4 protein-coding genes are annotated in these 13,458 nt (G+C 62.2%); 1 reads left to right on the forward strand and 3 read right to left on the reverse strand.

Annotated elements, in window-relative coordinates:
* Positions 1–26: 26 nt before the first annotated feature.
* Together ftsY and FHU41_RS04235 are read right to left on the reverse strand one after the other, a co-directional pair.
* The gene (ftsY, locus tag FHU41_RS04230) at positions 27–1,205 is read right to left on the reverse strand and encodes a signal recognition particle-docking protein FtsY (protein WP_179388362.1); all 1,179 of its coding nucleotides are present in this window, start codon (positions 1,203–1,205) and stop codon (positions 27–29) included.
* A 46-nt stretch (positions 1,206–1,251) separates the two neighbouring features.
* The gene (locus tag FHU41_RS04235; protein WP_179388363.1) at positions 1,252–1,995 is read right to left on the reverse strand and encodes a response regulator transcription factor; all 744 of its coding nucleotides are present in this window, start codon (positions 1,993–1,995) and stop codon (positions 1,252–1,254) included.
* Between the two features lie 246 nt (positions 1,996–2,241).
* Here FHU41_RS04235 and FHU41_RS04240 point away from each other — a divergent pair, with 246 nt between their 5' ends.
* The gene (locus tag FHU41_RS04240; RefSeq protein ID WP_179388364.1) at positions 2,242–9,768 is read left to right on the forward strand and encodes a choice-of-anchor G family protein; all 7,527 of its coding nucleotides are present in this window, start codon (positions 2,242–2,244) and stop codon (positions 9,766–9,768) included.
* Positions 9,769–9,846: 78 nt separating this feature from the next.
* Here the strand turns inward: FHU41_RS04240 and smc are convergent, their stop codons facing one another.
* Positions 9,847–13,443, reverse strand: coding sequence for a chromosome segregation protein SMC (gene smc, locus FHU41_RS04245; protein ID WP_179388365.1), 3,597 nt, complete (start codon positions 13,441–13,443; stop codon positions 9,847–9,849).
* Positions 13,444–13,458 lie beyond the last annotated feature (15 nt).

A 13,458-nucleotide genomic window follows, 5' to 3' on the forward strand; every position in this document is an offset into this window, starting at 1 on the left:
GGTCAGTGGGACGGATGGGTTGGGGGTTAGTTGAGGATGGCGTCTACGAATTGCTCTGCGTCGAAGGGAGCCAGGTCATCGGCGCCTTCGCCCAGGCCAATCAGCTTGACCGGGACGCCCATGCTCTTCTGGATGGCCACCACGATGCCACCCTTAGCCGTGCCATCAAGCTTGGTCAGCACAATGCCGGTGATATTAACCACCTCACTGAACACCTTGGCCTGATTGAGCCCGTTCTGCCCGGTGGTCGCATCCAAAACCAGAAGCACCTCATCGACCTGGGTCTGTTTCTCAATCACTCGTTTGACCTTGCCGAGCTCGTCCATCAGGCCAACCTTGTTCTGCAAGCGTCCGGCGGTATCGATCATCACCACATCGACCTCCTGCTCAATGCCGGCCTTGACCGCCTCAAAGGCGACCGAGGCAGGATCTGCCCCATCGACGTCGGACTTCACCGTGGGCACTCCCACCCGTGCACCCCAGGTGGCCAGCTGTTCCGCCGCGGCGGCACGGAAGGTATCGGCGGCACCGAGCAGCACGTCCTTGTCCTCAGCTACCAGCACGCGAGCCAGTTTGCCTACCGTGGTGGTTTTGCCCACCCCGTTAACACCCACCACCATTACGACGGCGGGTAGCTCACCGTGTCGTTCAACGGCCAGTGAGCGATCCATTCCGGGATCAACTAAACGCACCAGTTCTTCGCGCAGCATGGCGCGAACCTCGTCCTGCGTGCGGGAACCCATCACCTTGACACGTTCCCGCAAGGTATCGACCAGTTGCATGGTCGGTTCGGTGCCAATATCGGCCAGCAGCAGCGTCTCTTCGATCTCGTCCCACACGGATTCATCGATCTTGTCGCTGGAGAGCAAAGCCAGCAAACCCTTGCCGAGACTATTATTCGATCTGGCCAGCCGCGCCCGAAGTCTTTGCAGTCGCCCGGCCGGGGGCTCCGGGCGCTCAATGGAGACGGCTTCTCCGGCGGATTCGGGAGTGAGCAGGTCCTCAGAACCGGGTGTCGGTGTGGTCTCTGCCGTGGTTCCGGGGCGATCCTCCAGCAGTGTGCCGCCGGGAGCCGGATCATTGGCGTCCCGGGTGTCGGTGTACTTGGTTCGGTTGCGGGAGGTCCTCAGGAAGACCATCAACAGCGAGCCGATCACCGCAATGCCAACGACGATATAAAGAATCAGGAGCCAGGTATCATTCACGCCTCTAGCTTCTCATAGCCAAGCGTCCCGATGACGGTATGACTACTTAGCGCTCTTCTAGCCCCGTCGAGTCAAAAAGCCCGGCATTGTCCGCCGCAACTGCCAGTTGTACCCGGTTGTCGATTCCCACGCTGCGCATGATTTGAGCCAAATGGGATTTCACCGTCGCTTCACTGATATGCATGAGATTGCCGATCTGACCATTCGTCAGACCATTGGCGATGGCACGCACAATCCTTTTGTCTCGGGAGTTCAGCGCCTGGAAACGTTCCGATTGCGGAGTTCCGGTTCGACGGAGCGAGCCATTCCGGCCGAGCTGCGGCGGGGAAGCGAAAACCACTCCACCGGCACTGACCACCCGAATGATTGAAGCAATGTCCTCCAGCATGGAGCGCTTGTCCAGGAAGCTGCTAACTCCGGCCTCGATATAGGAATCCATAGTTTGCAGGGCTTCTACTGAGGCCAACACCACGACTCTGGTGGGGCTGCCGGAGATCGCTATAGCGGTCAGGATCGCTGTGCTCGCGGAAGCGCCGATCTCGGAATCGATCACCGCCACATCGGGGCATTCGGTCTGGATTCTGCGGACAGCTTCGGATTCGGTGCGGCTAATACCGCTCACCTCGATGAATCCCGAAGCCGAGAAAAGCTGCCCTAGACCGAGCCTGGTGAGGAAATTGCCGCCAGCAATATGAACCCTAATGAGTCCTGCATCGGGAGCTAAATCAACCGATGCAGATTGTTCGTCGATCACCGAGATGATCGGACGAGGACTCGGCTGCAGGCCCAAGACCACTCCTTACCCTTGGCCCCCAAAGCTGGATCTACTGAACTATTACTAGCCTACTGGCTATCCCCAGACTTTCACCACATGGTTATCAAGTCGTAATGAGCTAAGACTATCGGTTAGGTTTCCCCGAAAAGTATGGCCACCTGGCTAATACTTTCTATCCACTTAGCTAGTCATCCGAGAGAAAGCTGATGACACGCTGTAAATCAAAGGCATTTTCCTGTGACAGCTATGAGGAGACGACTAGTGAACATCATTAAGAATCGGGACGCGGCGAAGACAGGGAGCAGGGTCTGGCTCGGCCGCCTGATAGCCGTTCTAGCTACTGCCGCACTGGTAGCGCTGCCGCTTTCACCGGCTCAAGCCGCCGGTCCCTCGGTCTCACAAGGATTGGGAAAGTTCTTTGGTGGCCAAGTGCTGGCAGTCAATCTCGATCAGATAGCCGCCCTCAACGGATCTCTTGCCGATAATCCGAATGGCGCACATCCACTGGGGCCGAATAATCAGCTGAATGTCTCGGCTCTCGGACTCAATGTCGGCCTGGGCGGGCTGCTAAACCTGCTGGGCGGCGCAAACCCCTTGCTCGCCGTCGGCCCGGCAGCACAATACTCCAAGGCGGATAACAACGGCGACGCCGTGGCGGGCTCCGGGGCGGTCAGCGACCAGGGCGCTATCTCGGTTGGCGCGCCCGGAACACCACCTGCTGACGCGCATCTTGACCTTGGCCCCATTCTGGATACCGTTCCGGCCCTGAACTCGGTGCTCTCCACCGCTCGGGTCGACGTCGGCGCACTGGCTTCTCATGCCCAGCAATTGGGTGGGGCCGCTCCGACGAGTAGTTATGCGCTCTCGGATCTGAAGATTCAACTCACCTCACCAGCGATCGGCGGAGTCTACAGCACGCTACGCGACCAAGTGGTGGCGCCCACTAGCCAGGCTCTACAAACTTTTGCTTCCGCAATCAGCGCCCTCAATATCGATCTCAATGTGGTGGCACTGCGGGTCCAGGGCAACCTGAGCGCGAGCCTGCCGGATCTGTCCGCGGTGCTCCCTAGCGGCTTCCTCAACGGCAATGTGGACAATGGCGTCTCGATCAACCTCTCCACCGGCCAGGTAATCCTCGATCTGACCAAGATCCTAACCGCCAATGGGATGGATATTAACAATCTGCCCCCAAACACTCCCCTCCTCAGTGGTCCCATTGCCAATGCCATCGCCACCGGGATTACTTCTACCCTGACCGACCTGGTGCAGAGCACGGTACAGCGACTAACCGCAGCAGTTAGCGCAACCCGGGTTACCGGCACCCTCGCCGTTTCCAGCATTATCGGACCGCTCGGAAATGTCACCGTTGACGCTTCGCTCGCAGAGATCCAGGACAACACCACCACCATCGTCTCCGGCAGTGTCGTCGGTCTGAATTTGGGAGTCCTGAGCACCCTGCTCAAGCCCTTGCTGCGACCGGTCGTCACAACCTTGCTGAACACCGTGGATAATCTTCAAACAACCGTCGTCCAGCCGCTCGTCAACGGACTCTCCGGCTTGGTCAGTCCTATCCTCGACGCACTGAACCAGTTGGTTCCGCTCACTGCCAATGTGCAACCCGGGGTCGGCGATCTCGGGGCAGGCAGCTTCACGGTTCGCGCCCTCCAACTGGGCATCCTCAACTTGGCTTCACTCAATTTCGCCTCCTCCACAGTGCACGGCACGCTGGTACCGGTACTTACTCCTGTGCTCAATGCCACTCCGAGCACGGTCGAGCAGGCCGCCTCTACTCAGTTGACCGGCAGCGGTTTCGCACCAGATGACACGGTCACCTTGACCTTGCCCGCCTCCGGGGCGATCCCCGCAACCGTGGTCAATACCACCACAGACGGCTCCGGCAACTTGGTTCCAGTGAACCTCGGAGTACCCGCCGAGTACCCACTTGGGGCGGTGAATATTACCGCGCACCCGACCAACAGCAATGTGAGCGCGGATCCAACCACTCAAATCACCGTGATCAAACATGTCTACCCCACCACTCTGACAGCTGACCCGGCTGCGCTCCCGCAGGGCGGCAGCAGCACGATCACCGGTACCGGCTACGCTCCCGGGGAAACCGTAACGCTTTCCGGTCCTTGCCTGGTTCCCCCGGTCACCGTGATAGCCGATCAAAATGGCGGCTTCTCCACCCCGGTGACATTGACCGCCAATTGCCCGGTGGGTCCCACCGTCATCACCGGTGAAGGCGACGTCTCACAGACTCCGGCTACCGTCACCGTGACGATCACCGGACCGGCCTTTGACACCGCACTGACCGCCACCCCGAGCGATGTACCACAGGGTGCTACCACGATGGTGAGCGGCACCGGCTTCGCCCCAGGCGAGACCGTCACGGTCACGCTGCCTCTCAAGGGCGGGGTTGGCCCGGTGGTTCTGAACGGGATCACCGTTGCTCCGGATGGGACCTTCAGCGCCGCGCTGACCGTACCGGCAAACTATCCGCTCGGCGCCGTCACACTCAATGGCATCGGTGACCAGAGCAACACTCCGGCCAGCACTTCCTTGAACATCCTTCCCGCGGGTCCGCCGGTGCTGAGCGCCAACCCGGGAACCGTTCAGCAGGGCGGTACCAGCCAACTCTCCGGCACCAATTTCCAAGCCGGTGAGAACGTCGTGATCACCTTGCCTGCGGCGGCACCAGCCACCGCTGTCACCGTAAACGTGAGCGCAGATGCGGCTGGTAACTTCACCGTACCGCTCACGGTCCCCGGAAATCATCCGGTTGGAGCAGCGTTCCCGGTCAATGCTCAGGGCGATCAAGGTTCCACCGCCACCACTACCCTCGGAGTCAGCAAAGGCAGCTGGGATACCTCGATCATCGCTATTCCCTCCACAGTTCCGCAATCCGGTAACACCATAGTTAGCGGTAGCGGTTTTGCCCCCGGGGAGAGCGTAACCGTCACCTTGCCCGCTAAGAATGGTGTGGGGCCGGTACAGGCTACCAACGTCTTGGTGGCAGCGAACGGCAGCTTCAGCACCCCGCTGACGGTACCGAGCAACTACCCGCTCGGTGCTGTTGACATCACTGCTCTGGGACCGATTTCGGATACTCAGGCGGTGACCTCGCTGAGTATTGTGACGGCCGGAGCCGCAAGCCTGACGGCGACTCCCGCCAGCGTGCCGCAGGGTGGCAGCACCCAGGTCTCGGGAAGTAATTTCCAGGCCGGCGAGAATGTCGTGATCACCTTAGCCGCAGCAGCACCGGCGAGCGCCGTAACGGTGAACGCCACCGCTGATCCGGCCGGCAACTTCACCGTAGCCCTGGCTGTGCCACAAAACCACCCAGTAGGAACATCGTTCCCGCTACTGGCAACCGGAGATCAAGCTTCAGCTGCTTCCACCATCATCGATGTCACAAAGGGCAGTTGGAACACTTCGCTCAGCGCCGCACCGAGCGATGTGCCACAAGGAACTGCGACGACGATCAGCGGCACCGGTTTCGCTGCCGGTGAAACGGTCACCGTTACCCTGCCAGTCAAGGATGGGGTCGGACCCGTCACGGTACCGAATGTTCCGGTGGCCGCGGATGGCAGCTTCAGCACTCCGCTGAATGTTCCGGCGAATTACCCCTTAGGCACGGTCTCGGTTTCGGCTCTTGGTCCGATCTCAGATACCGCAGCGACCGTGGAACTTCAGGTCGTGACCGCAGGGCCGGCCGCCATTAGCGCTAACCCGGTGCAGGTTCCGCAGGGTAGCAACACCCTGATCAGCGGAACCGGCTACAGCGCCGGGGAGCAACTGACCCTAGCACTACCCGCCTCGGCTCCGGCTCCGGCGGTGAGCCTGCCGGTGACAGCCAATAGCGCCGGTCAGTTCAGCATTAGCCTCACGGTGCCGCAGAACCATCCGGTGGCGACTGGGGTTACGGTGAGTGCAAATGGACCTGAGCACCAGGCCAGCACACCTATCGATGTCATCCTGGGCGACTGGAATACTAGCCTCACTTTGACCCCCAGCACGGTGCCTCAGAACACCTCAACCAGTGCCTCGGGCGGCGGCTTCGCAGCCGGTGAGACGGTCACCGTAACGTTGCCGGAGAAGGACGGCTCCGGTCCGGTCAATGTCACCACTACGGTCAATCCCGATGGCACCTTGGTGCCGGTGAGTCTGACCATCCCGCAGGATTACCCGCTCGGTCCGGTCAATCTGACGGCAACCGGAACGGTTTCCCAAACTCCCGCCACCGCGGCCGCCAGCATTGTCGCCAACGGCGCTCCGACGCTCACCGCGATACCGGCCAGCGTTCCGCAAGGTGGCCAGAGCCAAATCTCCGGCACTAACTTTGCCGCTGGAGAGAACGTTGTGGTCACCTTAGCTGCGGCTTCACCTGCCGGAGCGGTGAATCTCAACGCCATTGCAAACAGCGCCGGTCAGTTCACTGTGGCGCTCACCGTGCCACAGAACCATCCAGTGGGCCCAAGCTTCCCTGTCACCGCGGTTGGTGACGCCAGCAGCACCGCCAGCACCACCTTGGCAGTGGTAAAGGGCAGCTGGAACCCCGCTCTCACCGCGACGCCTTCTGACGTACCGCAAGGCACCTCAACCACGATTGACGGCACCGGCTTCGCCGCAGGTGAGACGGTTACCGTGACCCTGCCAGCCTCCTCCGGGGTCGGCCCGGTGGTGGTACCTAATGTTCTGGTGGCCGCTGACGGCACCTTCAGCACACCGCTAACCGTGCCTGCCACCTACCCACAGGGGCCCGCCACGGTCACCGTGCTCGGCCCGATCTCGGATACCCCAGCAACCGTACAGCTGAACGTGCTGCCCGCGGGAGCTCCTAGCATCAGTGCCTCCCCGGGGACGGTACCGCAGGGTAGTAGCAGCACGATCTCCGGCACCAATTTCAAGGCCGGCGAAAACGTGACGGTGACCTTGGCGGCTGCGGCACCTGCCGCCGTCGTCACGGTGAACGCGACAGCGGATCCCGCGGGAAACTTCAGCGTTGCGCTCGGTGTGCCGATGAACCATCCGGTGGGTGCTTCCTTCCTTGTACAAGCCGTCGGTGATCAGGCTTCCACGGCCTCCACCACGCTGGGCGTCAGCAAGGGTGATTGGGACACCTCGGTGAGCGCAAACCCCACTGCGGTACCGCAGGGAACCCCCACCACCATTAGCGGCACCGGCTTTGCAGCAGGTGAAACGGTTACCGTCACGCTGCCCCTGGCAGACGGTTCTGGACCGGTAAGCGTCGATGTCCTGGTAGCTCCCGATGGCACGTTCAGCACCCCGCTGACGGTACCGGCGGACTATCCGCTTGGTTCAGCCACCGTGACGGTACTCGGCCCCATCTCCGATACCCCGGCCAGTGTGGAATTACTGATCGAAACCGCGGGACCGGCAGCCATCAGCGCCAATCCCTCCGATGTGCCACAAGGTGAGAACACCACGATCACCGGCATCAATTACGGTCCGGGCGAGGTGCTGCTACTGAGCATTCCCGCAGATGATCCTGCATTAGCAGTGATCGTTCCGGTTACCGCCAATAGCGCCGGGTGGTTCACCGCAAGTCTGCCGATACCGTTGAACCACCCGGTGTCCAACGGCGTCGTGGTGAGTGGCAATGGACCCGATCATCAGGCTCAAACCACCATCAATGTGACCAAGACGGATTGGAACACCGCGATTAGCGCCGTGCCCTCGGTCGTTCCGCAAGGCACCCCCACCACGGTGAGTGGTACCGGATTCGCCGCCGGGGAGAAAGTCTCCTTGACCTTGCCCGCCGCCGGGAACGCCCCGGCCGTGACGGTTACCGACGTCGTGGTGGCGCCGGATGGCACTTTCAGCAGCCCGCTCACGGTTCCGGCTAACTACCCGCAAGGAAGCGCGACCATTAGCGCCTCCGGCCCGGTTTCGGATACCCCGGCCAGCACGGAGATCAACGTGGTCCCGGGCGGTCCGGCCAGCCTGACACCGACTCCCACGGATGTGCCGCAGGGAACCTCCCTCAGCTTGAGTGGCGTTAACTACGGAGCGGGTGAAGTGGTCAATGTGGTGCTCCCGGCAGCTGCCCCGGCACCAGCGGTCACGGTGCCCGTCACGGCGGACAGCGCTGGCCAGTTCACCCTGAGCCTCACGGTCCCCAAGAACCATCCGGTGGCCAGCGGGGTAATGATCAGCGGCAATGGTCCCGAGCACCAGGCTAACGCCAGCATTAACGTAACCAAGGGAGAATGGGCACCGACGCTGAGCAGCAACCCGAGCGAGGTCCCGCAGGGATCGACGACGACGGTCAGCGGCTCCGGTTTCGCGGCCGGTGAGACGGTCACGGTCACCCTGCCCGTTGCCGGCGGGGTGGGACCGGTGACGGTCACCGTCTTGGCAGGCGACGATGGAACCTTCAGCATCCCGCTGACCGTCCCGGCAGACTACCCACAAGGCAGTGCCAATCTGGGTGCTCTCGGTAACATCTCCGATACCCCGGCGGCCGCGGTGATCAATGTGATTCCCGGTGGTCCGGCCAGCATCTCCACGGAACCCAGCGTTCCGCAGGGTGGCACCGCCCATATCGTCGGGACGAACTTCCGGGGTGGTGAAACGGTCACGGTCACCCTGGCTGCCGAGGCACCAGCCCCCGCCGTCACGGTGACTGCGCTAGCGGATGCCGCCGGAAACTTCACCATCTCGTTAGTGGTTCCAAAGAATCACCCGACCGGAGCTAGCTTCCCGATCGAGGCGACAGGCGATGCACAAAGTGAAGCCTCAACCACCCTCGCGGTGACCAAGGGCGACTGGGAAACCGGGATCAGCGCGGACCCGAACACGGTTCCACAGGACACCGCCACCGCGGTGACCGGGACTGGTTTCGCCTCCGGTGAGAGCGTCACAGTCACCCTGCCAGCAAAGGATGGCGTGGGGCCGGTCACCGGCAGTGGCACAGTCAACTCGGAAGGAGCACTCGCAGCTGTGCAGCTCACGGTTCCGCAGGACTATCCGCTGGGAGCGGTCACCTTGACCGCGCTTGGCCCGGTCTCGCAGACCCCTGCTAGCACCGAGATCACGGTGGTACCGAACGGTGATCCCCTGATCAGCAGTGATCCGAGCGATGTCCCACAGGGCACCTCGACCAAGATCTCCGGCCGCAACTTCAAAGCTGGCGATCTGGTCACGGTATCCATACCGGCTGCCGCTCCGGCACCGGCCAGTGTGATCGAAGCGACGGCGAACTCGGCCGGCGCATTTGTGGCCAGCCTCGCGGTGCCGAAGAACCATCCAGTGCAGCAAGGAGTCACGGTGACCGGCGCGGGTGTGGAGACCGTGAAGCATGCGCAGACCAAGATCAATGTGACCAAGGGAGATTGGAATCCGCAGATCACCGCTGATCCGTCTACGCTGCACCAGGGAGACACCACCAAGGTTTCCGGCACCGGCTTTGCAGCGGGTGAAAAAGTAACGGTGACCCTGCCCGCTAAGGGAAGCTATAGCGCGACCACCGTCTCCGATGTGCTGGTCTCCGCTGATGGCAGTTTCGATCCGCCGCTGACCATCCCGGTCGGTTACCCACTCGGCGAGACCGAGATTTCCACTATCGGGCCGGTCTCCAACACGGAAGCGACGACCAAAATCAACGTGACAGCGGCGGTGATCACGGTGGTGACGCCACAAGGTCAACTGCCCAATACCGGTCCCGCCGGTCTAGCGATCCTGTTCTTGCTCAGCGCGGCGATCCTAGTGATGGGTGCGGCGAGCCTGCTGATGAGTGCTCGGCGGAATCATCGGAGTAACTAATTCCGGTATCTAGAAGGTAGCGATAGTCGAGGGGCTTGGACCGCAACGGTCCAGGCCCCTCGACTATTGTTCTCTTACTTAGGCCTCAGCAGCCAATCGTTGCCCAATCACCGTAGATACGCCGTCGCCCCGCATGGTCACTCCGTACAGCGCATCGGCGACCTCCATGGTGCGCTTCTGGTGGGTAATCACAATGAGCTGGCTAGATTCCCGAAGCTCCTCGAAGATCGTGATCAATCGCCCCAGATTGGTATCGTCCAGGGCCGCCTCTACCTCATCCATCACATAGAACGGTGAGGGCCGGGCCTTGAAGATCGCCACCAGCAGCGCGACGGCGGTCAACGAGCGCTCGCCGCCGGAGAGCAGGGAGAGGCGCTTGATTTTCTTGCCCGCGGGCCTGGCCTCCACCTCGATGCCGGTGGTCAGCATGTCCTCGGGATTGGTTAGCACCAACCGCCCTTCGCCGCCGGGGAAGAGCCGCCCGAACACCCGCTCGAATTGAGCAGCGGTATCGGCGTAGGCGGCGGTGAAGACCTGTTCCACCCGTTCATCGACCTCACGGATGATATCCAGTAAGTCCTTCCGGCTCGCTTTGAGGTCCTCTAGCTGGCTGGAGAGGAACTGATGACGCTCCTCCAGGGCCGCAAACTCCTCTAATGCCAGGGGATTTACCTTACCCAGCGCTGCCAGATCTCGTTCCGCCCGCTTGAGTCGCTTCTCTTGATCTGCCCGAACAAAGGGGATGCCCTCCCTGATTGCCTGGCCGTCTTCATCAACCGGAACCCGCAAAGCCGCCCATTTATCGGTCACTTCCCCCGGTCCCAACGGAACCAGGGTGTCCGGACCATATTCAGTGACCAGGTGCTCGGCCGTCAGCCCCAGTTCCTCGATGGCCCGGTTCTCCAGGGCTTCAATCCGCAAGCGCTGCTGCGTCCTGGCAAGTTCATCCCGATGCACGGAGTCCGTCAGCTCGGCCAGCTCCGCAGCGTGCTTATCGTTTTGGCTGCGCACCGCTGTCAGTTCGGTTTCCCGCACGGCCCGGAGTTCCTCTGCGGCGTCCCGCTCCCGTCCAGCCAGATCCACCGAGACGTCAGCGTGTGCGAGCGTCAGGGTGACGGCTTGTGCCACTGCCGCGGCTTTCCGGGCTTGGAACTGCCGGACCCGGGCGCGTTCGGCCGCCTGGGCTCTGGCCTGTCGTTCGGTTCGGGCTGCCCGCTCCAGGGAGGCTGCTCGGTTGGCCGTGCTGTTCAGCTGTTCTTCGGTGCTACGCAGAGCCAAACGATGATCCATTTCGGCTGCCCTGGCAGCGACCGCCGCTGCGGCCAGCTCATCGCGCAAAACCGTCGAGGGTTCCTCATCACTCGGCGCCTCCTGAGCCGCACTCAGCCGAGCTGAAATCTCCTCAAGGCTGGTTTGCTCTCGGGCAATGTTCTGCACGGCTCGTTCTATGGATTGCGCCTGCCGCTCGCTCTCCCCCACCGCCGACCGCAAGGTAGTGCCCAGATGTCCCAATCTTTCGGCGACGGCGGCCATCCGGGCATCGGATTCGTGCAGCTTTTCCAGGGCTGCTTCGGCGGCTGCTTGGGCATCGGCTCGCTGGGCGGCCGCCCCGGACAGTTCGAAGGTGCAGCGTTCGGCCCGGGCGGTGGCTTGAGCGATTTGTTGCTCAGTTTCCTCGACCGCGGCCAGCAACTCCAACTGCGAAGGGGCCGAAGCGGAGCCTCCACGCGCGGAAAGAGCCGTAAAAACATCACCGTTCGTGGTCACCGCGGTCAAGCCGGGATCACTTTCGATCACCGAGCGCGCCTGTTGTAACTCGACCACCACCACTACCTCGGCCAGCGCGGATTGAACCCCGGCTGAAATCCGCTGATCTGTTTGCACTAAATCAAGTGCGGCGCTGGTCCCAGGAATCGATGCCGCTACCTTCCGTGCCTTAGCGCCCGCGCCCTGGCCTGGCGCGGTGGAGGAAATCATCAGCTCCAAGCGGCCGACGTCGTCCGTTTTAGCCCAGTCCAAGGCATTGACCGCGGCAGCCAGGTCCTCCACCACTACGGCGTCGGCGAGCGAACCGAGAGCGGCAGCTATCGCTGTTTCCTGCCCCGCCGCCACAGTGATCAGCGCCGAAACTCGTTCCAGCACTCCCTGTTGTGCGGAGGAAAGCAGCAGCTCGCTGCCGTCCTTGCGTTCCAAGCCAACCCGCAGGGCGTCCCGCCGGGCGGTGAGTGAATCCCGCTCCCGCTCAGCGCCTTGTTGCTCGGCGGTGAGCTCAGCGATCCGTTCCTCAATGGCTTCGAGCGATTCGCTGGCTTCCTCATAGTCGCTATCGAGGGACTCCTCGCCCTGCTCCACCCCGGCGATCTGCGATTCCAGGGCAGTGAACTCCTGTTGGGCGGAAATCCTGCGCTGTTCGGCGGCGCCCTGTGATTCGCGCAATCGGCCCAGCTCGGCTTCTGCCGCCTCAGCCCGAGACCTGGCGGCACCCACCTGACCGGCCAAGCGGGCTAAACCTTCGCGGCGGTCGGCCGCGGCCCGAAGAATCGCGGTAAGCCGCTGCTCCTCGGCCCTAGCTGCTTCCTCGGACTGCCCCCGGGCGTCCACAGCAGCCTGCAGCTCTTGGCGACTGGAGTCCAGTGCTGCCTTCAACCCGGCCTCTTCGGCGCGCACCGAGGCCGCTTGCTGCTCAAGTTTCTCCGGATCCCGGCCATGATCCTGCACCGTATCGGCGGCACCCAGTAGCCGACGTCGTTCGGCGGCCAAGTTGCCGAGCGAACGCAGCCGCTCCCGGTGGGCCGAAAGCTGATACCAGGTGTCTCGAGCCGTGTTGAGTAAGGGGGTGGCCTGTGCGGCGAGTTGCTCAAGTTCCGCTTGGCGGACCCTTCCGGCCTCCAGCGCCGCTTCCACTTCGGCCCGCCGAGCCTTCAGTGCCGTTTCATCGGCAACTTCTTGTTCCAGGGTGCTGCGCAGGGTAACCAGATCGTCGGCCAGCAAGCGGGCGCGCGCATCTCGAACCTCGAATTGCACGCTTTGCGCCCTCCGGGCTACCTCTGCCTGCCGTCCCAGCGGGGTGAGCTGGCGTCGGATTTCGCTGGTCAAATCGCTGAGCCGGGTGAGATTGGCTTGCATGGCTTCGAGCTTGCGCAGCGTCTTCTCTTTGCGGCGTCGGTGCTTGAGAATTCCAGCTGCTTCTTCGATGAAACCGCGACGATCCTCCGGGGTGGCATGCAATACCTTGTCTAGCTGGCCTTGACCGACAATGACGTGCATCTCTCGGCCCAAGCCGGAATCGGAAAGCAGTTCCTGGATATCCAGCAGCCGAGCGGTGACCCCATTGATTGCATATTCACTGCCACCGGTACGGAACAGCGTGCGAGAGATGGTCACCTCGCTGTAATCGATGGGCAAAGCACCGTCGGCATTGTCGATGGTCAGCGAAACCTGAGCACGTCCCAGCGGTGGCCGCCCCGCGGTGCCGGCAAAGATGACGTCTTCCATTTTGCCGCCGCGCAGCGTCTTGGCGCCTTGTTCGCCCATCACCCAGGCGAGCGCGTCGACCACATTGGACTTGCCTGAGCCATTGGGACCAACCACCGCGGTGACTCCGGGCTCGAAGTCGAAGGTGGTAGCGGAGGCAAATGACTTAAAGCCCCTGAGGGTGAGGCTTTTCAAGTGCACTTAGGGTCCCGTTCT

The sequence above is a fragment of the Psychromicrobium silvestre genome (genome assembly GCF_013408295.1).
GTDB lineage: Bacteria > Actinomycetota > Actinomycetes > Actinomycetales > Micrococcaceae > Renibacterium > Renibacterium silvestre.